Source organism: Hyphomonas sp. CY54-11-8 (assembly GCF_000682735.1).
Lineage (GTDB): Bacteria > Pseudomonadota > Alphaproteobacteria > Caulobacterales > Hyphomonadaceae > Hyphomonas.
On record NZ_AWFD01000033.1, the window covers coordinates 113998 to 136669 of the forward strand.

23 protein-coding genes are annotated in these 22672 nt (G+C 60.7%); 15 read left to right on the forward strand and 8 right to left on the reverse strand.

Annotated elements, in window-relative coordinates:
• The 3 genes from HY17_RS13275 (at position 1) to HY17_RS13285 (ending at position 2525) form a co-directional block, all read left to right on the forward strand.
• The gene (locus tag HY17_RS13275; RefSeq protein WP_034767296.1) at positions 1-429 is read left to right on the forward strand and encodes a potassium channel family protein; all 429 of its coding nucleotides are present in this window, start codon (positions 1-3) and stop codon (positions 427-429) included.
• Positions 430-705: 276 nt separating this feature from the next.
• Entirely contained in the window at positions 706-1395 is a 690-nt protein-coding gene (locus tag HY17_RS13280; RefSeq protein ID WP_051600089.1) for a DUF6629 family protein, read from the forward strand.
• A complete protein-coding gene (locus HY17_RS13285) occupies positions 1365-2525 on the forward strand; it encodes an NAD(P)/FAD-dependent oxidoreductase (RefSeq protein ID WP_034767298.1) in 1161 nt (386 codons plus the stop codon). Before HY17_RS13280 ends, HY17_RS13285 begins: the two co-directional genes overlap by 31 nt.
• 125 nt (positions 2526-2650) lie before the next feature.
• On the opposite strand, the gene HY17_RS13290 is transcribed toward HY17_RS13285, so the two are convergent.
• Positions 2651-3448: a helix-turn-helix domain-containing protein gene (locus tag HY17_RS13290; RefSeq protein WP_034767300.1), complete on the reverse strand. Its 798-nt coding sequence runs from the start codon at positions 3446-3448 to the stop codon at positions 2651-2653.
• A gap of 361 nt (positions 3449-3809) precedes the next feature.
• Here HY17_RS13290 and HY17_RS13295 point away from each other — a divergent pair, with 361 nt between their 5' ends.
• Positions 3810-4121 (forward strand): hypothetical protein, encoded by a 312-nt coding sequence (locus HY17_RS13295; RefSeq protein WP_034767302.1) that lies wholly within the window; start codon positions 3810-3812, stop codon positions 4119-4121.
• Between the two features lie 15 nt (positions 4122-4136).
• On the opposite strand, the gene ppk2 is transcribed toward HY17_RS13295, so the two are convergent.
• Together ppk2 and HY17_RS13305 are read right to left on the reverse strand one after the other, a co-directional pair.
• On the reverse strand, positions 4137-4919 hold the full coding sequence (gene ppk2, locus HY17_RS13300) for a polyphosphate kinase 2 (protein ID WP_051600090.1): 783 nt from the start codon (positions 4917-4919) through the stop codon (positions 4137-4139).
• Positions 4909-6180: a cyclopropane-fatty-acyl-phospholipid synthase family protein gene (locus tag HY17_RS13305; RefSeq protein WP_051600091.1), complete on the reverse strand. Its 1272-nt coding sequence runs from the start codon at positions 6178-6180 to the stop codon at positions 4909-4911. The genes ppk2 and HY17_RS13305 overlap by 11 nt, the downstream gene beginning before the upstream one ends.
• Positions 6181-6366: 186 nt before the next feature.
• Here HY17_RS13305 and HY17_RS13310 point away from each other — a divergent pair, with 186 nt between their 5' ends.
• From HY17_RS13310 to HY17_RS13325, 4 genes are all read left to right on the forward strand, one after another.
• Positions 6367-6951: a sigma-70 family RNA polymerase sigma factor gene (locus HY17_RS13310; RefSeq protein WP_034767304.1), complete on the forward strand. Its 585-nt coding sequence runs from the start codon at positions 6367-6369 to the stop codon at positions 6949-6951.
• A 265-nt stretch (positions 6952-7216) separates the two neighbouring features.
• Positions 7217-9283: a copper-translocating P-type ATPase gene (locus HY17_RS13315; RefSeq protein WP_034767306.1), complete on the forward strand. Its 2067-nt coding sequence runs from the start codon at positions 7217-7219 to the stop codon at positions 9281-9283.
• 80 nt (positions 9284-9363) lie between these two features.
• Positions 9364-9642: a DUF2933 domain-containing protein gene (locus HY17_RS20755; RefSeq protein WP_051600092.1), complete on the forward strand. Its 279-nt coding sequence runs from the start codon at positions 9364-9366 to the stop codon at positions 9640-9642.
• An 8-nt stretch (positions 9643-9650) separates the two neighbouring features.
• Entirely contained in the window at positions 9651-10310 is a 660-nt protein-coding gene (locus tag HY17_RS13325; RefSeq protein WP_034767565.1) for an isoprenylcysteine carboxylmethyltransferase family protein, read from the forward strand.
• Between the two features lie 51 nt (positions 10311-10361).
• Here the strand turns inward: HY17_RS13325 and petA are convergent, their stop codons facing one another.
• Together petA and HY17_RS13335 are read right to left on the reverse strand one after the other, a co-directional pair.
• Positions 10362-10916 carry a ubiquinol-cytochrome c reductase iron-sulfur subunit gene (petA, locus tag HY17_RS13330; RefSeq protein WP_034767308.1) on the reverse strand — a complete coding sequence of 185 codons (555 nt, stop codon included), beginning with the start codon at positions 10914-10916 and terminating at the stop codon, positions 10362-10364.
• A gap of 268 nt (positions 10917-11184) precedes the next feature.
• Positions 11185-11607, reverse strand: coding sequence for a hypothetical protein (locus HY17_RS13335; protein WP_034767310.1), 423 nt, complete (start codon positions 11605-11607; stop codon positions 11185-11187).
• A 137-nt stretch (positions 11608-11744) separates the two neighbouring features.
• On the opposite strand from HY17_RS13335, the gene HY17_RS13340 reads away from it, so the two are divergent.
• Positions 11745-12647 carry a DMT family transporter gene (locus HY17_RS13340; RefSeq protein WP_034767312.1) on the forward strand — a complete coding sequence of 301 codons (903 nt, stop codon included), beginning with the start codon at positions 11745-11747 and terminating at the stop codon, positions 12645-12647.
• Here the strand turns inward: HY17_RS13340 and HY17_RS13345 are convergent.
• From HY17_RS13345 to HY17_RS13355, 3 genes are read right to left on the reverse strand one after another with little or no spacing between them, the layout of a single operon-like run.
• The gene (locus HY17_RS13345; protein ID WP_034767315.1) at positions 12641-13213 is read right to left on the reverse strand and encodes an RNA polymerase sigma factor; all 573 of its coding nucleotides are present in this window, start codon (positions 13211-13213) and stop codon (positions 12641-12643) included. The two genes, HY17_RS13340 and HY17_RS13345, sit on opposite strands and share 7 nt — an antisense overlap.
• Before the next feature lie 10 nt (positions 13214-13223).
• Positions 13224-13658, reverse strand: a complete 435-nt coding sequence (locus tag HY17_RS13350; RefSeq protein ID WP_034767318.1) for a Spy/CpxP family protein refolding chaperone — start codon at positions 13656-13658, stop codon at positions 13224-13226.
• A gap of 8 nt (positions 13659-13666) precedes the next feature.
• Positions 13667-13978, reverse strand: a complete 312-nt coding sequence (locus HY17_RS13355) for a hypothetical protein (RefSeq protein WP_034767320.1) — start codon at positions 13976-13978, stop codon at positions 13667-13669.
• Positions 13979-14187: 209 nt separating this feature from the next.
• Between HY17_RS13355 and HY17_RS13360 the strand changes: the two genes are divergently transcribed.
• The 6 genes from HY17_RS13360 to HY17_RS13385 all read left to right on the forward strand — a co-directional run bounded on the left by HY17_RS13360 (position 14188) and on the right by HY17_RS13385 (position 22671).
• Positions 14188-14655, forward strand: coding sequence for a hypothetical protein (locus HY17_RS13360; RefSeq protein WP_051600094.1), 468 nt, complete (start codon positions 14188-14190; stop codon positions 14653-14655).
• Between the two features lie 179 nt (positions 14656-14834).
• Positions 14835-17222: a xylulose 5-phosphate 3-epimerase gene (locus HY17_RS13365; protein ID WP_051600095.1), complete on the forward strand. Its 2388-nt coding sequence runs from the start codon at positions 14835-14837 to the stop codon at positions 17220-17222.
• Positions 17219-18592, forward strand: coding sequence for an MBL fold metallo-hydrolase RNA specificity domain-containing protein (locus tag HY17_RS13370; protein WP_034767322.1), 1374 nt, complete (start codon positions 17219-17221; stop codon positions 18590-18592). The genes HY17_RS13365 and HY17_RS13370 overlap by 4 nt, the downstream gene beginning before the upstream one ends.
• 2 nt (positions 18593-18594) lie before the next feature.
• Positions 18595-20121, forward strand: a complete 1527-nt coding sequence (locus HY17_RS13375; protein ID WP_034767572.1) for a thymidine phosphorylase family protein — start codon at positions 18595-18597, stop codon at positions 20119-20121.
• Positions 20118-21014 (forward strand): ribose-phosphate pyrophosphokinase, encoded by an 897-nt coding sequence (locus HY17_RS13380; protein WP_034767323.1) that lies wholly within the window; start codon positions 20118-20120, stop codon positions 21012-21014. Before HY17_RS13375 ends, HY17_RS13380 begins: the two co-directional genes overlap by 4 nt.
• Before the next feature lie 409 nt (positions 21015-21423).
• Positions 21424-22671: a TolC family protein gene (locus HY17_RS13385; protein ID WP_139068944.1), complete on the forward strand. Its 1248-nt coding sequence runs from the start codon at positions 21424-21426 to the stop codon at positions 22669-22671.
• Position 22672: the final 1 nt, after the last annotated feature.

Sequence of the window (22672 nt, forward strand, 5' to 3'; positions counted from 1 at the left end):
ATGATGTTGGCCATCTTTCTTACGGCCGCAACATTTATCCTGTCCGGCGCCCTTCACTACTGGATCATGTCCCGCTTCATCCGGCATGCTGATCGAATAACGCTTTCTCCTGGCGGCAGGCTCGTGCTCGTGCTCTGTATCTCGGGAATTGCACATCTTTCAGTCGTTGCACTTTATGCGGCCACCTATGGGGCTGGACTGGCGCTGCACCTTGGCAGCTTTGCCGAACTCAAGCCCTTGCGCGCGATGGATGTGTTCTATTTTTCACTCGTCAGCTATACCTCACTCGGTCTTGGCGACATCGTCCCAACCGGTCACCTTCGGCTGGTAGCCGGCGTAGAGGCCTTGAACGGCTTTCTACTGATCAGTTGCTCGGCCGCCTACCTGTTCCTGTTCATGAGCCATCAGGGCAAGGATGGCGCCAGATGATATCCGAGATTTCATCCGCCCTGACCACGGATAAGGAAAAAATGGTCGCAGCCCGGTCTTTCCGTCTGGGGCCGCAATTGCCCCCGGATCGTACCAGGCTTGCACAGGTTTCAGGATGCCTCGTTGTCGTGGGGACGATCCAGTACCCGTTCACTCCCCAGGCGTACAGCAATCGCCGTAGGCGCTGATGGCAGATACAGTCGAAATTCGAGTAACGGCTTTTGTCAATGACGATGTGGATCGCAGTTCGCGAAGAGTTGTAAGGAAGAGTTAGATATGTGCCTGTCACCAGAAGTCAGTTTCGTCGCCGCAGCCGGCCTGATTCCCGCAGGCATGGTCAGTATGCGTCAGGCGTGGCGCACGGACCGCCATTATCTTCCGCTTGCAACCTTGCCGCTCCTCTTTGGTATTCAGCAATTGGCTGAAGGGGTAGTCTGGGTTGCCGGCGCTGGCCAGAACACGGACCTTATCCTGAACGCCTCACTCGTCTACATGTTCTTTTCCTGGCTCGCCTGGCCTGTCTGGATTCCCGTGTCGACGTTCACACTGGAGCCGCCGCGCCGGAAGCCCTTGTTCCTCATCTTCGTCATTGTCGGCGCAATGCTCGGAGCATTGCAATATGTGCCTTACTTCGCACATGATGGCTGGCTCCACACACGCTTCCTGCCACATGTGATCGTTTATGAAGGCACCGAACTTCTGGATTTTGTCGGGCGGCGCGAATTCACTTATGTTGTCTATATTTCCGTCGTCATCCTGCCGCTTCTGATCTCGTCCATCCGCGGTGTCCGGATCTTCGGTCTGCTGGCGCTCGGTGTCCTGATTACGACGTATACCTTCTTCTCCTACGCCTATGTGTCGGTGTTCTGCTTCGGCGGCGCCGTCATGTCGGCCTACCTGGTCTGGATGATGTTCAAGGGCGATGGGTCCCGGCCATGGCCTCCCGCATTCCATCCGGTTTCGTAGACAAGGGACCGGCCGTGGAAGACCCACCTGTGATCATCGCGGGGGCCGGGATTGCCGGCCTGACCTGCGCGATCATCCTTGCCCGGGCGGGCCGGCAGGTAATCGTCCGGGAGTGGCACAATTCTGTCGGCCATCGCTTCCACGGGGACTTCCAGGGGCTCGAAAACTGGAGTCGCAGCGAGGACGCGATCGACTGGTTCGCGCAGACAGGGATTGAACGGAATTTCAGCACCCACGCTGTTCATGAAGGTGTAGCATTCGACGCCCAGGCAACGGCCTATCCCATTCGAAGCGCCCGCCCGCTTTACTATCTGGTTCGGCGCGGAAGCGAGCCGGGCTGTCTTGATCATGGACTGTTGCAACAGGCCCTGATGGCGGGTGTGGATGTCCGGTTTGGCGACCGGGTCACGGATGCCGGCGGCCAGGACGTGCTTGCGATCGGACCGCGGCGCGCCGATGTCATCGCTGCCGGCTATGTTTTCGAAACCGATTGCCCGGATGGCAACTATCTAGCGCTCAACAATTCCCTCGCACCCGGCGGATACGCCTATCTCCTGATACGTCAGGGTCGCGGCACGCTCGCCAGTTGCATGTTTAGCGGGTTCAAGCAGCAGGCTGAATATGTTGCGCGAACGGCAGCGTTCTTTGCCGAAGCCACCGGCCTTGATATGCGCAATGCCCGCCCGTTTGGCGGGTTCGGCAATATAAGGGTTCCGCGCACCGCGATGCAGGGCAAACGCCCCGTTATTGGCGAGCAAGCCGGATTCCAGGACGCGTTGGCCGGATTCGGCATGGGATATGCGCTTCGCTCCGGACAACTCGCCGCTCAAAGCATCCTCACCGGGGCTGCTTATCGGACGCTCTGGCGCCGCGACCTTCGGCCCATGCTGCGAACAGGTATCTCCAATCGCTGCCTGTACGAACTGGCAAACGAGCGCCTGCGCCGCTGGGCCCTGAACCGGCTCAGCAGGACAGACGCCGGGCGCAAACTCGGATCGCTCTACAGGCCCTCCCTCCTGACACAGCTTGTCTATCCCGTCGCAAGATGGCGGCTCGGCAAAGCGCTGAACGATCCGAGCTGCGATCACGAGAACTGCACTTGTGTCTGGTGCCAGCATGGGCTGGGTTAGCGTTCCGGCAGATTGCAGGCTGGCCAATTGAACGCACCGCCCGGCGGTCGGCGACGCGAGTACAGCGATCCCTGTCGCGATGACGCAGCAGACCAGGTTTCATTCAGCTCCCCCTGGGGGCTGACTTAATGTCTGCGCCGTAAAATGTGATCGTGCGCCTCGGCTGCGTTGAGCTCCCGCGTTGAATTACCCAGACGGACGAAATATTTCGATGTATCCGACAGAAGCAGGAAGACCGGCGTGTCCGAACGCTCAACCAGAACCCAGCAGATCGTCTTTCCGTCGATCGTCAGAAACCTGCTGCGCACGAGTGGACAGACAGCGCTGCCGAGATAGGTCCTGACGATCCCGATCAGGGCACGTTCGAATTCATCCGCCGTAGGGTTCCGAAGTGTATTCAGATCCGGATCAATCCCGAGAAGTTCGCCGTCATCCGCAACACCTATGAGCAAGCGTCCGCCTTCATGATTCATGAAGCCCGCAATGGTTTTGGCGATCACCTGCTCGAGGCTTCTGTTCGTTCGCGATTCCCGGATATCCCAGCGCAAGGTCGACTTGAATTCCGTCCGTTCGTTCTCGCCTCCGGCAATCACGCCGGGCAGAGCCATCTGAAGGTCTTCCAGCAAGGCTTCGGTCGTGCGCGCCTGCCGTGAAAGTGCAAGGGTCAGCACCGAAAATACGAGCCCCATAATTGCGCCCAGGGCAGCAAAAATGACATTCATGGCCATGAGGTGGAGCAAGGGCGCGGCGCTGACACGTTCCCAGGCGAACTGGCCGAACCCGGAATACCTGCCTGAAAACAGGGAAGCATACTCCATCCAGACCACGAGCGAGTTTACCGGATGCAGCACCAGAACACCGATGATCCCGCCAAGGGCGGCATAGATCACCAGGTGACGGATTTGCCGGGCTTTCTGGCTCATCCTCTCGTCCTTGAGTGATAGCGGTTCATGCGTCCTCCTTGCCGGAACAGGGATGAGGTTCCTGCAGCATGAAACTGCCGCCTGTGTGCTCCCGGAGCCGGGCGCACAACCGTCTCAATCGGAGCATGCGAGGATGGCAGGCTGGCTGTGTTTTCCATGTCCATCCCCGGCTTCCAGGTGAATGTCTGGCGCTGCCTGCTGATACGGCCCTGACCGCGCGCGCCCTCAATAGAAACTCCAAGCCGGTGAATTTCATGCAGGCGTGTAACGTCTCGGCATCATTCCCGTCTGTTGACCTGGCACGTACCGGGGCGACCAGGCCTGGCCTTGCCGAAAGGGTCATCGAGCAATGAGGGAACAGATGAACGAACGTCCGGATCGCACGCCCGCCCCCGCGCATAATACACCGGAAGGCCGCAAGGGGCCTCCCGCGCCCTTCTTCGGGATATTGTCCACAGTCGCCGCATTCGGGCTCGGCGTGGGTGTCGCCAGCTATCTCAGGGACATTGCGCTCCTGGTCGTCCTGCTCGCCCTGACCGCGACCGTCATCGCTCTGGCGAGAATCACTCGCAGGAGCTCTCCGCGGCCCTTGTGGATGGACGGGATCTACTGGACCAGCTGGCTCATACTGGCGGGCCTCGTCATTCTGATCGCAAGAAGTATCCTGACCTGATCCATTCGCGGCGCACTACCGGGCCAGCCGGTCGAGCCTCTGTCCCGGATTATCGATCACGACGGCCGGGTCGACCGCAGCGACGGTCTTGTCCGTCTCCGGACAGTCGATGGACCGGATAATATGTCCGAGGACGTTCAGCCTTGCTGCACGCTTGTCATCTGTACGGACCACATACCATGGCGCATGCTCGAAATCCGTCTTCAGGAACATCTCGTCGCGCGCGTTCGTATAATCATCCCATTTTTGCAGGGCCACTGCATCGATCGGACTCTTCTTCCATTGTTTGAGCGGGTCCCGGTCGCGGTCTTCCAGCCGGGTCTCCTGCTCGGTCCGGCTTATGTCGAGATAGTATTTGAGGATTTGCATCCCATCATGGACGAGCATCTGCTCGAACGCGCCGACCGTCTCCAGAAACGCAGCCACCTCGGCCTTCCGCGCGAATTTCATCACGCGTTCCACACCCGCTCTGTTGTACCAGGAGCGGTTGAACAAGGCGATCTCTCCATCGGCCGGCAGATGCGGCACATAGCGTTGGAAATACCAGCTCCTCGTGTCCCGGTCGGAGGGCTTGCCAAGGGCAACAACCCGCGTATCCCGCGGGCTGAGATGCTCTGAAATCCGCTTGATGACGCCATCCTTGCCGGCTGCATCGCGCCCTTCGAAAAGAATGAGGATACGATGCCCGTGCCGGATCGCCCGCCTCTGGATCTTGACCAGCTCTACTTGCAACGCCCGGAGATCATGCTTGTAGGCTTTTTTTGATACGCCCCTGGCGTCCTGTTCGTCATCGGACATTCTGGTGGCGCCTTTCCTCATTCAGGCAGGATTTCGTACGCTTTGAAACAGGTATCGGATCTGGCTGATACAGGTAATCCCGCGTCAGCGGAACCGCCTCCTGCCGCTTGCCGAGCTGGAGCTGGAACACATTGTGGACACCGTGCCGGAATGAAAGCTCGCTGCATACCAGGTAGAATTCCCACATCCGTACAAAGCGCGCATCGTGCAAGGCTTCGGCCTCAGCAGCGCGCGCCAGAAAGCGCGCCCGCCAGGCTTTCAGCGTTTCGGCATAGTGAAGGCGGAGGACTTCGATGTCGAGCACCGTCAGACCCGCTTGCTCGATTGCCGGCAGGATCTCCGACAGGGCCGGAATGTAACCGCCCGGAAAGATGTGCCTTGCGATCCAGGGATTGGTTGCACCCGGCCTGCCCGCTCGGCCGATCGTATGGACAAGGGCAACCCCGTCCGGGCTCAGGCGCGCTGCAATCTGTCTGAAATATTCCTGATAGTGGGGCACTCCGACATGCTCGAACATTCCCACCGAGACGATCTTGTCATACTCATCCGTAAGAGACCGGTAATCCTCGATCCGGAACGTGGCCTGGTCGCCGAGCCCTTGATCCGCTGCACGCTTGCGAGCTAACTCGTATTGCTCGCAGGAAAGCGTCACGCCTTCCACGCGAACGTCCTCCGACCGGCAAAGATGCAGGGCCAGGCCGCCCCAGCCGCAACCGATGTCCAGCACCCGGTCGCCAGGTCTGAGGCAAAGCTTGCGGGCGATATGTTCTTTCTTGAGTTCCTGGGCCTGCTCCAGCGTGACCTCAGCATCCGGGAAATAGGCGCAGGAATATTGCATGTCCTCATCCAGGAAGAGGCGATAGAGATCATTCCCGATGTCATAGTGATGAGCTACATTGCGCGCGGATCGCTCTTGCGGATTGAATTGCGCAATCAATCGGGCGCTCTTCCTGAACAGCGCCGGCAACCGTGCTGCCGGAAGTCCGTCTGCCAGGAAGTTCACCCAGAAGAGATCCAGCAGGTCGTAAAGGTCGCCGAATTCAATGGTCAGGCCGCCTGCCATGTAAGCCTCGCCGACCTGCAGTTCCGGATCCAGAAGGATCCGCCGAAGCCAGGCATTCGAGGCGATAGCGATCCGGACCGGCCGGACGCGATAGGATCCGTATCTCGCTGTTTTTCCATCCGGAAACCTGACCTCGAGGCATCCCTTGCGGATCGCCCGTTCCAGCCTGTTTCTTGCGATCGCGCCTATGAGTGCCATGCCAGATCTCCGTTGGAGTCCACCTGCCGGTCGCCAGGCGGAACTTATTGACTGATACGGAGAAGACGCCCCGCTCCCTCAACCGTTACAGTCGGGCGGGCGCCACGGACGCCCGATAAGGGGCATGCCGGCCGGATGCGTATGAATATGCAGACTGCCCGCCGATCCCGCGAAAGGAACCAAGGGATGACATCTGACAAGGCGCCATCAAGGCAGCGCAGGCGGGCCGTTGAAGCCGCTCTGACCGAGTCGCACCAGGACCTTTACCGCTTCCTGAAACGGAAGATCGGCAATGACGCGGATGCCAGGGACGTGTTGCAGGACTTCTACGTGAAAGCCCTGACGCGCTTTTCCGACCTGAAGGATGAAGACCGCTTGCGCGGCTGGCTCTCTCAGGTTCTGCGCTCGACAATCGCGGACCATTTCCGTGACAGGAAACGTACCAGCGATTTGCTGGCCAGCTATGCTGCCAATGCGGAGCTTCTCTTCGGCGAAGAGGAACTGGACTTCGTGATCTGTGCCTGTCTCTATAAGATGCTTCCGACGCTCAGTCCCGGCTATGCAGACCTAATCTGGCGGGCAGATCTCATCGGAGAAGAAAGATCCGCCATCGCTGAAGACCTCGGCCTCAGCGAAGCCGCCCTTCGGGTGAAGCTGCACCGGGCCCGCCGGGCTATGCGCGAACGCCTTGAACAGACCTGCCATACCTGCCTCGAACACGGATACTTCCAGTGCGCCTGTCAGGGATCCGGCAGCAAGGTGCACAGGTAGGGCCTCGACGCCTGGACCGATCATGCGCCTCCCGGTGCTGGCAACCGCCCACAAGTCCGGGCAATCGGCTTTTGAGGGGTCAGCATCGCCGACACGTATTTCTGAAAAGCAATCCGGCAACCGCCCTGCACGGGGAAACAAAGCGCATGCAGCGAAGGAAGACCATGATCATTGATCCTGAGATGTCCACACGCACCAAGCCAGGATGCAGGATTGCAACCCGCGCCTGCCGACCCTGTCCCATTACGGAAAAATAGTCAGAATCATGGACCACTCGACCCACACGCATCAGGCAGCCGCCTCTCCCGAAACGGCTAATCCTCACAGCCATCACGCTCACAATGGCGCAGGGCATGCCCATGAGGGTCACAATCACGAGGGCATGATCGCCGATTACCGCCGCAGGTTCTGGATCGTCCTGATCCTGACCGTGCCGATACTGGCTCTGGCTCCGATGATACAGACCTGGCTCGGTCTTCAGGACAGTTTACGCTTTTCCGGTGACCGGATCCTTCTCGCCGCGCTCTCAAGCCTTGTCTTCTTCATCGGCGGCTGGCCCTTCCTGAAAGGATTCTGGCAGGAAATAACCGGGCGCGGGATCGGAATGATGACCCTGATTTCGGTCGCGATCACCACCGCTTATGCCTATTCAGTCGGCATGGTCGCGATCGGCAGCGACGAGACCTTTTTCTGGGAACTTGCCACGCTGATCGCTGTCATGCTGCTGGGGCACTGGATCGAAATGAAATCGGTTCTCGGTGCCGGGCGCGCGCTCGAGAAGCTCGCCAGCCTCATGCCAGATGAAGCCCACCTCCTCGCCGACGACGGCTCTGTCAGGGACGTGTCCGTGTCGACACTGCGCGGCGGCGAACAGCTGCTGATCAAGCCTGGCGAAAAGGTTCCGGCGGACGGCATCATCGTTCATGGCGACTCTTCGCTGAACGAATCCATGCTGACGGGCGAATCGAAGCCTGTATCCAAGAGCATTGATGACCGGGTGATTGGCGGGTCCATCAATGGAGAAGGCTCGCTGACCATCCGGGTCGACAAGACCGGAGACGAGACATTCCTGTCGAGCGTGATCAAGCTCGTCAAGGAAGCCCAGGCCAGCAAGTCCCGGACACAGGACCTCGCCAACTCGGCAGCGAAATGGCTCACCTTCATCGCACTCGGCGGAGGCCTGTCGACCTTCCTGTTCTGGACATTTTTTACCGGACAGGGTTTCGGGTTCGCCATGGCCCGCGCTGTCACGGTCATGGTGATTGCCTGTCCGCACGCGCTCGGCCTTGCTGTGCCGCTGGTCGTTGCGCGCTCGACGGCCATCGCCGCAGGCAATGGGCTGCTCATCCGTGACCGGACGGCGTTCGAGGAGGCCCGCAACATAGATGCCATCATATTCGACAAGACAGGCACACTGACCCGGGGCGAGTTCGGAATCACCGATACGCTCGTCTTCGATACCACCCATTCCGAAGAAGAAATCGTCGCCTATGCCGCTTCGATCGAGGCGCATTCCGAGCACCCGATCGCCCAGGGGATTGTCCGCGACTCAAAACAGGCCTGGCCGGTCGAAAAATTCCGGGCGATCCCCGGCAAGGGGGCCTCCGGCGAGGTGAAAGGACACGAGGTAAAAGTCGTCAGTCCCGGCTACCTGCGTGACCAGGGCATCGGCATGGAAGACCCGCGCTTTGAGGAACTGAGCCGGCAGGGAAAGACCGTCGTCTTTGTCCTGATTGACGACCGGCTCGCCGGGGCCATCGCGCTGGCCGATATCGTTCGTGAGGAATCCCGCGAGGCCATCCGGCACCTTCGGGACATGGGCATCAGATGTATCATGCTGACAGGGGACAACCGGCAGGTGGCTGAATGGGTTGGCCGCGAGATCGGGCTGGACGAAGTCATTGCCGAAGTCCTGCCGGAAGAAAAAGCCGCAAAGGTCCGGGAAGTTCAGTCGCGTGGCCTGATCGTGGCCATGACGGGTGATGGGGTCAACGACGCCCCTGCCCTCGCTCAGGCAAATGTCGGCATTGCAATCGGCGCCGGAACAGACGTTGCCATCGAGACGGCAGACATCATTCTCGTGCGTTCAAGTCCTGCAGACGTCGTCGCCATCATCGAACTTGCACGGGCGACCTACAGGAAAATGATGCAGAACCTCGCCTGGGCAACCGGATACAATACGTTCGCCATTCCGGCAGCCGCAGGCCTTTTCTTCCCGTGGGGCGTGATCCTGACCCCGGCAATCGGCGCCGTGTTCATGTCCGCCAGCACGGTAATCTGCGCCGTCAATGCCCAGCTCCTCAAGCTGAACCGGCAGCGGGCAGGCACATGACCCAATTATTCCAGGCGATATCGCGTCGAACCGGCCGCACGCCGTCCAGTGCGCAGTCCTGATGGCAGAGGAGAAACGCCATGCAGAAGGATAATAGATCATTTCGGAACCATCACCCCCGGGGCGGACGCCTCTGGTTGCCGATTATCGCCTTTGGCGGCCTGATCGCCGTCTTCCTGCTCTATGAACACCGGGCGCACATCCCGGCCAACGCGGTCTTCTTTCTGGGGTTCCTGCTCTTCTGCGGCGTGATGCACATGTTCATGCATGGCGGACACGCCGGGCACGGAGCCGGCCATGGCCGGCATGAAGATCGTTTCCTGCCCCCATCAGACAACCAGGAAGGACCCGGCCAATGAACCCGTCCATGGCACAGTCCGAATACGGGCTCTGGTTTCTCGCCGTCCTGAACTCTTTGGTCTTCATTATCTTCGCTTTCAGTTTCGCCAAACCGTCGAGATCCAGGGACTGGACCTCTTTCGGCGCCTTCAGTGCATTCATCATCGCGCTGTTTACGGAAATGTACGGCTTCCCGCTTTCGATCTACTTTCTTGCGCCCTGGCTTGAATCGAAATTTCCCGACATCAACTGGTTCGCCCACGAGTCCGGACATTTCTGGGAAATGATATTTGGCTGGAAGAGCAATCCGCACTTCGGCCCATTCCACTGGGCGAGCCTCGGTCTCATATTTCTGGGCTTTAGCGTCCTGTCTGCCGCATGGCCTGTCCTGCACGGCGCGCTGCGCTCTGGCACACTCGCGCAAACAGGTATCTATGCCCGTATGCGGCACCCGCAATATGCAGGCTTCGTGCTGATCATGTTCGGTTTCCTCCTGCAGTGGCCAACCGTCCTGACCCTGATCATGTTCCCCATTCTCGTATTCATGTATGTCCGCCTGGCATTGAGGGAAGAACGCGATGCCGAAGCGCAATTCGGAGAAGCGTACCGCGCCTATGCGGCTGTTACACCCCGCTTCTGGCCACGCTGGGGACACCTGCAGGACATCGAGCGTGCCCGGCACGAATAAGTGTTGATCACGGCAGGCGCGAATTCATGCTTTTCGCGAAGGGACGGCGTATCAAATGGAAATCGTGACGATATTGCCGTTTTGATAGATATATTCCGGAACGGGAAGGTTGAGAGGCGCCGGTCCCTTCCGGATCCGGCCGGACGTATCATAATGTGACCCATGACAGGGACAATACCATCCGCCATAGTCTCCGACATTTCCCTGATTGGGACCAAGCGGAACGCAGCCAAGATGTGTGCAGACGCCAGAAGTTATCAGAATGGCGGGATTGAGGCCCCCATCCTGATTGGGACGCAGGCGCTCTTCGTCGGTCTCCGGGTCGCGAAGCCGCGAAATATTGACCGCACGGGCTTCGGCGATTTCAACTTCCGTCCTGTGCCGGACGAAAAATGGCTTGCCGCCGATCAGGACCCTCAGCTCGCTACCGACCCTTATCTTTGAAATATCGACATCCAGGGAACTGGAGGCTCGCGTATCCCCGGCGGGGTTCATCTGGTCGACCAGCGGCCAGGCCGCCATCGCGGCCCCACCAAACGCGACAGCGCCGGTCGTGACAAAAATGAAGTTCCGTCGCTCGTCGCTTGCAGGCATCTCGTCGATCATTCGGAGCACTCCCTTATCCGGCCCGCAGACCCCTCCGCGGTGGCAGGCTTCAGGTCTTCACGATCCCGATCATGGTTCTGCTGTGCCCCGGGGGGCGGTCCTGCAATGCGCCGGGATCGTGGGGGGGAAGGACGCACGGGAGCATTGCAGGACCTGACGGCAATGTGTGGGACCATTGCCGCTGTCTCTGTTTTTGCGCCAAACGGTGCCTCATCTCTTGAGGACGAGGTCCGGAGCGGACGCAAGATTGCGGTCTGTTGGCCGGGGCCTATTGAGCCTCGTCACCGGCCTCCTGATCCTCAGTCTTCGGACAGTGATCGGCGGGATCATGTCCCTTTGCTTCATGCTTGGCATCGCAATCACCGGCGCCCATCTGGTCCATCTTCATGCCATCCTGGCCCATCATCATGCCATCGCCGTCCATTTTCATGCCGTCATGGTCCATCATCATGCCGTCGCCCATTTTCATGCCGTCATGATCCATCATGTTGCCGCCCTGCGTCATCATCTGGCCCTCCATGCCGGCCTTGCAATCAGGCATGCCTTCTTTGCCCGCCATGCAGGAAGTTCCGCCAGCAGCGCCGGATTCGGCGGCGGGCTTGTCGCCATGATCGTGGGAATCGTGACCGCCCTGAGCCAGTGCCACGGGCGATAGGGCGAGCATTGCAGCCGCTATCCAGACAGGTTTCATGAGTAAACTCCTTTTCAAACCTCGGGAACGCAAGGGGATGTGCGCTCCTGGAACGTATTACGTCGCATGTGCGTGCGCCCCTCAGGCAGACAGCTTTGCGCACTGCAAATATGTTTCCTGACCGACCAAGGGGTTCCATGACCGGCCCGCACGCGCTTGCCATCCTCGTTATGCTCCTCTGGGCCGGTTGCTATCCGTTTATCGCAATGGGCCTGCCTGATGCGCCGCATCTGACCTTCGCCGCCTTGCGCGCCCTGCTTGCAGGGGGCGGCCTTCTTACGATTGCCGGTGCACGGAAATGCCGCCTTCCTTCCAGCGCGGCGGAATGGGGGTGGATCTGCCTGACGGGGCTCAGCATGACCAGTCTTGGCTATTTCGGCATGTTCCACGCCTCCGAATTCGTGTCTCCGGGGCTGGCCACCATGATCGAAAGCCTGCAGCCCATGATGACGGCTATACTCGCCTTCCTGTTTCTCGGGGAGCGCCCCCGCCTCGTGAACTGGACGGGCCTCGTTCTGGGGGCTGTCGGCGTTTCCCTGGTCGCTGCCCCGAAAATCCTTGCTGCAGGGGGTGACCAGGCCCTGAACGGCATGGGCTTCGTCATGATTGCCACAGGCGGTGTGGCGGCAGGCAATATCGCGATCAAGAATGTGTCCGCCAGCGTCGATGCATCCATGGCCATGGGATTGCAGCTCGTGATTGGCGCCGTGCCTCTGGCCCTGCTTGCAGCATTCGGCCCGGACCCGCTCGCCATCACCTGGTCCGCACGCTTTGCGCTCTCCCTGACAGTCCTGGCACTTCCCGGTACCGCACTGGCCTACTGGCTCTGGCACAAGGTCCTGCAATCGCTGGACGTCTCAGAAGCGGCCAGTTTCAGCTTCCTGGTACCGCTGATCGGCGTCAGCGCCGGCGCAGCCTTCTTCGGGGAAACCATCGGAGGAAATGTCGCGCTTGGTGCGATGCTGGCCGCGCTTGGACTATATCTCGCGTCCAGCCGGAATCCCCGGACGTCACCCTTACCTGGGCGGCGCGATCACTGATCGGCGGACTCGACCTGCGCCTGGAGGATTTTTCTTGCCCGGTAGACGCGCGTCTCGACGGTTTTGACCGATACGCCGAGAATATCTGCGACCTCGATCTGCGGCAGGTCCTGCAGGACCTGCAGCGTGAACGCCACCCTCAGCTTCTCCGGCAATTCGTCGATCATGGCGGACACGCGTCTCAGCTCATCGTGAATTTCAAAACCGCCCGGGATGTCCGCCCCGTGGTCCGCGATATCCGGACGGTCCGGAACGTCGAGCGGCGCGGCCTGGAAGAAGAAACTCCTTACCGCACGTTTCCTTCCGTGATCGCGCACCTTGTTGAGGGCGATATGATAGATCCATGTCGAAAACTTGCGTGACGGATCATAGCGGTCGATTGACCGCCAGGCGGCCGTGAATGCGTCCTGGAGCACGTCATACGCGTCCTCATCCCCGCGCATGGACCGGTGAATGTAGCGATAGAGCGGCTCCTTGTAGCGGCGCATAAGCTCGGTGAAGGCGCGCTCCTCGCCTCCCGCCGCCGCAACGGCAAGTTCCGCGTCTGTTCGCTCATTATGGGCCACGCGACTATGTCTATTGCTCCTTCAGTGCCCGAACGATTTCCTTGTCGAACGCCTTAGCCTGCTCCTCATCCAGTATCTCGCGCATCTCGAACACATGCTCGATGGTGAGCTTCTGCAGCTCCCCCATGGCCTCGTGAAAATCATCAATCGCCGCCTGGACAGCGGGGGAATTCGCCTTGTCGGTCTCGATCGCGTCGGCGAGCGCGAGATTGGCCGCTCGCAACCTTGTTTCAAGCGCCTTCTTGCGCGCCGCGAACTTGCGTTCAACGACTTCAAGGCGCTGCTCCTGTGCGTCGGAGAGCTCAAGGTCCTTGTGGATCAGGTCATGTAGCCCCGAAGCCCGCTGGACCTCCGGCGCCGGGGACCAGTTTCCGGCAAGAAAAACGCCGGTCATGCCTGCGCACAGCGCAACAAAGGCAACGATGATCCAGTGTTCAAGCCGCATAAGCTTTCCTAGCGCAATAATCCGGAAGGTCCGTACGACGCCTCAACCGAAAACACCGAAAGCTCGTTCGGTCCGGAAGTTCTGGGAACAGAGATGACCCCGACGAAGAGACCGACCGCAAGCGCAACGGCAATGCTGCGGGAGAGCACAGGCATGGCGGAAACCTGGCCATTGGTTGCAACGCCGAAAAGGCCTCCCCTTTGTGTTCCCGTGGCCCGTGCATCGACCCGGGCCCAGACTTCGGGCTCGATATGGCTGAGGTCGCGATCGGCCGGCAGGGCCTTGATCCCCGCGATGAGGGCGTCGAGATCCTTGTTCATGGCGCTCTCCTTTCAGATAGCAAGATTAGGGAGGATTACGTATTGCCCTGTACGCGGCAGTTTCAACACCCCCTCATGAATCTACTGCTAATAATTGGTATGCATCGACAAGCGTCCTTGCAATCAGCTGACTGCACGGGCTGTACCGAACCGCCAGATTGCCTGTTTGCAGGAATTTCGTCGCTTGGCGAGAGGGAGACATGACGCAAATGAGGAAAAAAATCACAGAACTCGACCCGGCCCGCAGGCCACTGCGATTTGCCCTCTCCTATGTCCTCGTCCTGACTGTCGTCAATCTCGTCTGGGAAATCGCGCAATTGCCGCTTTATACAATCTGGACCGAAGCCTCGTTGGCCGAAAAGACTTTCGCGATCCTTCATTGCACGATCGGGGACGGGCTGATCGGATCAGCAACGCTTGCCCTGGCTCGGCTTGCCTTCGGCGGGCGGCACTGGCCCGCGGAGTACTACTGGCGCGTTGCGCTAGCAGCGACGCTTCTGGGGATTGCCTATCTCATTTTCAGTGAGTGGCTGAATGTCAGCCTGCGCGGCAGCTGGGCCTATCGGGACTCTATGCCGACGGTCGGTCCCCTGGCCACAGGCCTTGCCCCGATCCTGCAATGGGTCATCCTGCCACCATTGGTTTTCCTGCTGACGCGCAAGGCGCGGCTTTTCTGAACGACTGACGGTCTGCACAAGCGGCTGTTGCCTGGGAATTGCCCTGTTTTGGTCCGGTACGGGCGGGATCTGGTCCGGAAACCTTTTGCTACCCGGCATGAGGGGAAGAGGGAGGCACGGCGTATGTGTGATTGTTGGCGGCGCATGAGGCGCACAAGGCAATTGGAACCCGGTAAATCATGACAGCACATTGGCAGGACGGATATGGCGTGATCGTCCACACGGAAGAAACCCGTCTGCGCCTTGAAGACATTCTGCATTCGGCCCGGCGCGGCGAGCTGGCCCTGACCGAGCCGCAGGCAGAAAGCGTGCTGGCAGCAACTGACCGCCTGGCAAATGCGGCGATGTGGCTCGTCGCGCACATGACTTACGCCTGCCGGGTCGATCTGTCCGGAACCCCTCTTTCTGCCGAGGACTTCAAGCCGTCTCCCGAAGGCCACACCGGCGGCTCCCTGAACATGGCGATCGCCTTTGCGGGCTACCTTGCAGCCAACGCCCTGAGCGGACACACACGTGCCTGGACACTTGGCCAGGGCCATTGCGTGGCCGCGATCGAAGCGGTCAACACACTCACGGGCGATGTATCCGCTTCGCAGCGCGGCCGGTATGACCGCAGCGAAGCCGGACTGACCCGGCTCGTCCGCGATTTTTACAGCTATGCCATGACGTCCGATGGAAAGCCGGCCGTTCCCCTTGGAAGCCACGTTAATCCAAATACGGCCGGCGGCCTCTCGGAAGGCGGGTACCTCGGCTTTGCAAGCCTGCAATATATCCATATGCCGTTGCCTGGGGAACGCCTGGTGGCCTTTCTGAGCGATGGCGCGTTCGAGGAGCAGCGCGGATCCGACTGGGCACCGAGATGGTGGCGCGCCTCCGACAGCGGCTTTGCCGTTCCGGCGATGGTCCTCAATGGGAGGCGGATCGAACAACGAACGGAAATCTCCCAGGAAGGCGGTCTCGACTGGCTGGTTCGCCACCTTGAACTGGGCGGGTTTGACCCGATCATCCTGGATGGTCACGATCCCCTGTCCTATGCCTGGGGCATCCTTGAAGCCGAAAAGCGGCTGGTCGGACTCTCAGAGGCTGACGGCCCCTATCCGGCAAGGCTCCCCTATCTCATTGCGCCGTGCTTAAAGGGCTACGGTTTCCCGGGCGCTGGGACCAACCGGGCCCATAACCTCCCTCTCGCCGGCAACCCCCATACCGACCCCGCAGCGCGAGCGGCCTTCAATGAAGGGGCAAGGGCACTCTTCACACCACATGACGTTCTGGATAACGCAATCCGTTCACTGAGCACCCACAAGGCGCAAGGGCGAGTGCTGGAAAGCCGGAACGCCTGCGCCGTTCGGAATGTACCGGGCCCGCACCTTCCTCCACACGCGGCGGCAGGGTCTGGAAGCGAGCCCCCGGCCTGCGCCATGGACGGCATCGACCGGTGTTTCGCCGGCATTGCGGGCGCCAATCCGCACCTGCGCATCCGGGTTGCGAACCCCGACGAGCTTCGCTCGAATCACATGCCGCTCACGCTGGAACTGCTGAAGCACCGGGTCAACGTCCCCGAACCCGGCACGCCGGAAGACATCAATGGCTCGATCATTACCGCGTTGAACGAAGAAGCCGTCATCTCGGCTGTGCTCGGCAACAAGGCCGGACTGAACCTGGCGGTCAGTTATGAAGCCTTCGCCATGAAAATGCTGGGCGCCCTGCGGCAGGAAATCATCTTTGCGCGCCGCCAGAAGGAACTCGGCCAGCCCCCCGGCTGGATCAGTGTCCCCCTGATCGCGACATCCCACACCTGGGAGAACGCCAAGAACGAGCAATCTCATCAGGATCCGACCCTGCCCGAAGCCCTGCTCGGCGAGATGTCCGATACGGCGCGTGTCATCTTTCCGGTCGACGCAAACAGCGCCGCGGAAGCCCTCCACAGTGTCTATCGCGGACGTGGCGAAATCGCCTGTCTTGTTATTCCCAAACGACAGGTCGGCGAGCTCCTAACCCAGGAAGAGGCCGCCGATGCGCTCAGGACCGGCGCCATCCGGATTGCCGGAGACCTCGAATCCGCACGCGTCCAGTTCGTCGCCATCGGAGCCTACCAGGCGGTCGAGGCGCTTGCGGCCCATGACCGGCTGGCCGGGCGCGGCGTGGCCTCCTGCGTCACCCTGGTTCTTGAACCCGGTCGGTTCCGTTCCGGCCGGGACCCGATCGAAACGGCCAGCACCGCACCGGATCATATTGTCCGCGCGCTTTTTCCGGCCGGCCTGCCCCGCATACTCCTGACCCATACCCGGCCGGAACCCATGACCGGCCTGCTCAGACGTATCGACGAAGGCCCCGGCCGGCTGCGGGCGCTCGGATATCTCTCACGAGGTGGTACACTGGATGTACCAGGAATGCTGTTTGCCAATCGCTGTACCTGGGCCCACGCGGTTGACGCGGCCATGACGATCGCCGGTCTCCGGCAGGCCGGCCTGCTCACGGAAGATGAGCGCCGCGCCATTGAAGGTACCGGCGACCCGTCCGTGCTGAAACAGGTTTTACCCATCCACCGAACGGAGACCGTGCAATGACTCTGACCCTGACGAGCCTTGGGGGAGCGGGAACCGTTACAGGTTCGCGCCACCTTCTCGAACATGACGGACAGCGCCTGCTGATCGATTGCGGCCTGTTCCAGGGATTCAAGGGCTTGCGGGAGCGCAACTGGGCGCCCTTCCCCGTCGACCCATCCTCGATCAACGCCATTGTCCTGACGCACGCCCATATCGACCATAGCGGCTATCTGCCAAAACTGGTCAGGGAAGGCTATCGTGGCCCGATCTACTGTTCCGGGGCGACGAAGGACCTTTGCGAAATTCTTCTGCGCGACAGCGCATACATATCCGAGCGGGACGCCGAGCGCGCAAACCGCTATCGCTACACTAAGCATGAGCCGGCAAAGCCGCTCTACACGGTAGCGGATGCCGAAGCCGCAATCGCGCAATTGGTGCCGGTTGCGTTCCATACAGATATCGCGCTCGACATCGGAGCCCGCGTCTACCTGCGGCGCGCAGGCCATATTCTCGGCGCCTCCACGCTCGAAGTGCATTGGGGCGGGAAGACGATTGTCTTTTCCGGGGACCTCGGACGATATGATGACCCGTTCATGTTCGATCCCGAACCCGTCCGCAAGGCCGACTATGTCGTTATCGAGTCCACCTATGGGGACCGGACCCACCCGAAGACCGACCCCATGGAGCAGCTTGGCGAGGTCATCGGCCGTACCGTCGGCCGCGGCGGGACGGTCGTCATTCCGGCTTTTGCCGTCGGACGCGCTCAGCTGCTTCTCTATCATATCTGGATGCTGAAGAAGGCAGGACGCTTTGCAAACGTCGCGATCTATCTCGACAGCCCAATGGCCATCAACGCGACCGAGCTTCTTTGCGCCCACCTCGATGATCACAGATTTACACCCGATGTGTGCATGGAGACCTGCAACATTGCCAGTTATGCTCGTGACGTCGAAGCCTCCAAGGCCATCACAAGCGACCGCATGCCAAAGGTGGTGATCGCAGCCAGCGGCATGATGACCGGCGGCCGGGTCCTGCATCATGTCGAAGCCTTTGGCGGGGACCGGAAGAACACGATCCTGTTCGCGGGCTACCAGGCGGCCGGGACGCGCGGCGCAAAGATCCTCGAAGGTGCCAGGTCAGTTCGCATGTTCGGCAAGGAAGTTGAAATCAGAGCGGAAATCGCCAGCCTCCCCGCCTTGTCAGCCCATGCCGATGCCGATGAACTGATGAAATGGCTGGATGGCTTTGCGGCCCCGCCAGCCAGGACATTTATCGTTCACGGGGAACCGGAAGCCTCCAGCCATTTCCATGACAGGATACAGGAGGACCTGGGCTGGCCCAGCGATGTTGTCCGCATAGATCATACCTACGATCTCGCAGGAGGCGCTTGATCGTGCCCGGCGATCATGATCCCGGCGGCCAACCCCTGAAGGCCCGGCGCCTGAAATGGCATACCCAGGACGATGCCATCATCCTCATGCGCACCGACTGTCCGGTCTGCCGCGCCGAGGGCCTGACATCACGCTCTAGGATCCTTGTCACCTGTGGCACAAGATCGGTGATCGCCACGCTGCACCAGATCGAGGACGACTGGCTACCCATTTCTGAGGCGGGGCTTTCGGAAGCCGCCTGGAAGCGGCTCGGCGCTGTCCCGGGTGCAGACCTCGGCATTGCCCACGCACCGACGCTCCCATCCCTGTCCGATGTCCGCCAGCGGATGACCGGAAGACGGCTTGGCGCGGACGCTTTCGACAGGATCATCTCGGATATCGCATCGGGGAAATATTCCGATGTGCACCTCGCCGCTTTCATATCCGCCTGCTCCACCCTGAAGCTCGATCTCGGGGAAATGAAAGCCCTGACACATGCCATGGTCGGGGCGGGCGAACGGCTGAGCTGGGATGCGAACCTGGTAATCGACAAGCATTGCATCGGAGGCCTGCCCGGCAATCGGACGACGCCGATCGTTGTGGCGATCCTTGCCAGTCAGGGCCTGACAATACCGAAGACCTCTTCGAGAGCCATCACGTCTCCAGCCGGAACCGCCGACACAATGGAAACTCTCACTCGCGTCGATCTGTCGATGTCCGAGATCCGCCGGGTTGTCGAAGAAGAGGGTGGATGCCTTGCCTGGGGCGGCGCCGTCCAGCTGAGCCCCGCCGACGACGTGCTTATCCGGATCGAGAGAGCTCTCGATATCGATGCCGAAGGCCAGCTGATCGCGTCCGTCCTGTCGAAGAAGATCGCTGCGGGCGCAACCCATGTCGTACTCGACCTGCCGGTTGGGCCGACCGCCAAATTGAGAAGCCGGCCGGATGCTGAAGCATTGATCGAACACATGACGGCGGTCGCCGGGGGGTTCGGCCTGCAGACCCGGTTTGTATTGAGCGACGGCAACCAGCCCGTCGGCCGCGGGATCGGTCCGGCCTTGGAAGCATGGGATGTCCTGCACGTCCTTCAGCGGCAACCGGCGGCGCCTCTCGACCTGCGGGCGCGCGCGATTACCCTTGCCGGAGCAGCGCTTGAACTTGCAGGCCGCGTGGCGGAAGGCCAGGGCGGAGACGTAGCCCGCGAGGCGCTTGATGACGGATCGGCCTGGTCGAAATTCCAGGCCATATGCGAAGCGCAGGGCGGGCTTCGGGTCCCCCCTGTCGCGGACCACTCAGCCCCTCTCCTCCCCCGCCTTGCTGGCAGGCTGACGCGCATCGACAACCGCAAGCTTGCAAGACTCGCAAAACTTGCTGGCGCTCCGGAACGTCCGGCCGCCGGCATCCTCCTGCACAAGCGTCTTGGAGACTGGCTGGCCCCGGATGAAGCCATCGCCTCCATCCATGCCGAGGCGCCGGGCGAGCTTGCCTATGCCAGGGATTATGCCCTCAGCCACACCGACATCTTTACCATCGAAAGCTCTCCTGAATGACGCTCTATATTCCTCTTCCTGGCAACACCGCCATGGCCAGCGAGCTCGCCCGGCTGACGGGGGGTGAACTGGGCACCCTTGCGGTCCGCCGGTTTCCCGATGAAGAAACCTATGTCCGCATTGAAACCGATGTCAGAGGAAAGCATGTCGATCTGGTCTGCACGCTTGCGCGCCCCGACCCTCAGTTGACTGGGCTCCTCTTTGCCGCCGCGACGGCCCGCGAGCTCGGCGCAGAATCCGTCGGACTGATTGCCCCCTATCTCGCTTACATGCGCCAGGACCGGCGATTTTCCGAAGGAGAGTCCGTGTCAGCACGGCATTTTGCCCGGATGCTGTCGAGCGTTTTCGACCGGCTGGTCACCGTGGATCCGCATTTGCACCGGATACATGATCTGGGAGAAATCTTCCCGATCGCCACACGGGTTGTCCATGCAGCACCTGCCCTTGCCGACTGGATCTGGCAGAATGTTGAAAACCCCCTCGTGATCGGACCCGATTCCGAAAGCGAGCAATGGGTATCCGATGTGGCCTCCCGGGCGGGCGCGCCTTACCTGGTCCTTTCCAAGACACGCAACGGAGACCGCGATGTCGAAATCGCGGCGCCTGGCCTCGCCGATTGGGCCGGACGGCAACCAGTCCTGATCGATGACATCGTCTCTTCCGGACGGACGATGATCGAGGCCGCACGGCATTTCCAGTCGGCCGGATTTCCGAAACCCGTCTGCGTCGTGGTGCATGCTATCTTTGCCGATCAATCTTATGCAACCCTTCAAACCGTCGCATCGCGGATCGTTTCCACCAATAGTGTCCGTCATCCGTCCGCCGAAATCTCCATCGCCCCCCTCCTGGTCGAGGCAAGGAGGGAAACCAGAGGTGCCTTCGGGTCACACTGATGATTGGAGGAAATTCCTGGCGCTTCGCCAAAGAAGCGAAGCCCTGTTCTTGCAGAGGCGCCGGTCCCGGCGGAGGCAGGCCGCCCGCTCGGACGGCAAGGTGTGTCGCGCCGGCGATCCGTGCTGGTCACACCCCAGAGGCCGGACTTTTTTCAGATCATAGGCTCCTCGCGCTTTGTTTGAGGGGGCAAGCCGGCAGGTGCGTAATGGAGGCAGATGACAACAACCTGTATCGAGGGGGTGAACCATGACCTGCGCCAAATACCGATCCATGGTCCCTACAACAGTGCCCCTGATCGGACTGCCCGCAATTGCCCAGGCAACACAGGAACACCCCCGCCCGATCCGCAGACAGCCGTGCCTCCGAAATCGGCTGTAGAGAAACCCGACAATCGGAGAAAACCGCCCCGTGAATTACAGACACCTGCTTGCGACGCTCCTTCTATGCGGTGCGTTTGGCTTGCCAATGGGTGGCCTTGCGCTTGCGCAAGCGCCCCTGACCCTGCCGGAAGCTGTCGATATAGCGCTCGGCGCTGATGATCCGAGCGTCGCAAGGCTGGAACAGGAAGCGCTTGCCTTTGACGACAAGGCGGTCGCCGAGAGCCAGTTGCCCGATCCGGTTGTCAGCGCCCAGATCGCCAATGTCCCGTTTCCCAGCCTCGACTATGACCGGGAACCGATGACGCAGCTGAAATTCGGCGTGCGCCAGGCGCTTCCAAAAGGTGAGACGCTTGCCCTCACGCGTGAAAAACAGACGGCTCAGGCACAAAGCGCACGGTTTCACAAATCCCTGCAGGAACAGCAAATTGCTCTTGAAGCGCGCCAGACTTGGCTTGAGCTCTCTTACTGGCGAGATGCCCGCAGACTCACGCTTGAAAGCCAGCGCAAGGTCAGTGAACTTGGCGGCGTTGCCCAGGCCGACTATGCCAGCGGGCGGTCTTCCCTGCAGAATGTCCTTCGCATTGATCTGGAAACCTCTTCGCTGGACGCGCGGCTTGTCGACATCCAGCGCAATGAGGACCGGGCCAGGGCAGACCTGATCCGGCTGATCGGCCCCCTGGAAGGGGCGAGGCCGCTTGCATCAGGCGCCCCCATTCTCCCCCCGGTCACCGGTGAAGATCTCATTCGGGAACGCCTTGCCAGCCATCCCTCGCTCCGGGCTCTTGACGCCAGCGTCACATCGAAGAGCCGGGACGTCGACATTGCTGCGGAACAATACAAGCCGGGTATCAGTTTCGATGCCCAATACGGCATCCGGGACTCGCGGTCGGACTTCGGATCCGTCGGGGTCGCCGTCTCGCTCCCCCTCTTTTCGAAAAAGAACAAGGATTATGCCCTGCGCGCGACAAAGCGGCTGCGCGAAGCGGAGAGACTGGCGCGGGACACACAGGCCCTGGAACTCGAACGTGCGCTGCGCCGGGACTGGGCGCAATATACGCGCCTGGGCGAACAGATAGAGGTCTATGAAACCGATGTCCTCGATCGTGCCCGGGACACCCGCGAAGCAGCCATGGCCGCCTACGGCAACAATCTTGCCGATTTTGCCGAACTCGTCCGCGCAGAACTCGCCGTTCTGGATACGGAACTGACTCTCAGCCGCCTGAGAGTCGACCGGCTGCAGGCGCAGGCCAACCTTTTGTTCCTGAGTGGAGACTAGC

Coding starts and splice junctions, on each gene's coding strand:
- HY17_RS13275 (WP_034767296.1), top strand. CDS start 1: ATGATGTTGGCCATCTTTCTTACGGCCGCAACATTTATCCTGTCCGGC.
- HY17_RS13280 (WP_051600089.1), top strand. CDS start 706: ATGTGCCTGTCACCAGAAGTCAGTTTCGTCGCCGCAGCCGGCCTGATT.
- HY17_RS13285 (WP_034767298.1), top strand. CDS start 1,365: ATGGCCTCCCGCATTCCATCCGGTTTCGTAGACAAGGGACCGGCCGTG.
- HY17_RS13290 (WP_034767300.1), bottom strand. CDS start 3,448: ATGAGCCAGAAAGCCCGGCAAATCCGTCACCTGGTGATCTATGCCGCC.
- HY17_RS13295 (WP_034767302.1), top strand. CDS start 3,810: ATGAACGAACGTCCGGATCGCACGCCCGCCCCCGCGCATAATACACCG.
- ppk2 (WP_051600090.1), bottom strand. CDS start 4,919: ATGTCCGATGACGAACAGGACGCCAGGGGCGTATCAAAAAAAGCCTAC.
- HY17_RS13305 (WP_051600091.1), bottom strand. CDS start 6,180: ATGGCACTCATAGGCGCGATCGCAAGAAACAGGCTGGAACGGGCGATC.
- HY17_RS13310 (WP_034767304.1), top strand. CDS start 6,367: ATGACATCTGACAAGGCGCCATCAAGGCAGCGCAGGCGGGCCGTTGAA.
- HY17_RS13315 (WP_034767306.1), top strand. CDS start 7,217: ATGGACCACTCGACCCACACGCATCAGGCAGCCGCCTCTCCCGAAACG.
- HY17_RS20755 (WP_051600092.1), top strand. CDS start 9,364: ATGCAGAAGGATAATAGATCATTTCGGAACCATCACCCCCGGGGCGGA.
- HY17_RS13325 (WP_034767565.1), top strand. CDS start 9,651: ATGGCACAGTCCGAATACGGGCTCTGGTTTCTCGCCGTCCTGAACTCT.
- petA (WP_034767308.1), bottom strand. CDS start 10,916: ATGATCGACGAGATGCCTGCAAGCGACGAGCGACGGAACTTCATTTTT.
- HY17_RS13335 (WP_034767310.1), bottom strand. CDS start 11,607: ATGAAACCTGTCTGGATAGCGGCTGCAATGCTCGCCCTATCGCCCGTG.
- HY17_RS13340 (WP_034767312.1), top strand. CDS start 11,745: ATGACCGGCCCGCACGCGCTTGCCATCCTCGTTATGCTCCTCTGGGCC.
- HY17_RS13350 (WP_034767318.1), bottom strand. CDS start 13,658: ATGCGGCTTGAACACTGGATCATCGTTGCCTTTGTTGCGCTGTGCGCA.
- HY17_RS13355 (WP_034767320.1), bottom strand. CDS start 13,978: ATGAACAAGGATCTCGACGCCCTCATCGCGGGGATCAAGGCCCTGCCG.
- HY17_RS13360 (WP_051600094.1), top strand. CDS start 14,188: ATGAGGAAAAAAATCACAGAACTCGACCCGGCCCGCAGGCCACTGCGA.
- HY17_RS13365 (WP_051600095.1), top strand. CDS start 14,835: ATGACAGCACATTGGCAGGACGGATATGGCGTGATCGTCCACACGGAA.
- HY17_RS13370 (WP_034767322.1), top strand. CDS start 17,219: ATGACTCTGACCCTGACGAGCCTTGGGGGAGCGGGAACCGTTACAGGT.
- HY17_RS13380 (WP_034767323.1), top strand. CDS start 20,118: ATGACGCTCTATATTCCTCTTCCTGGCAACACCGCCATGGCCAGCGAG.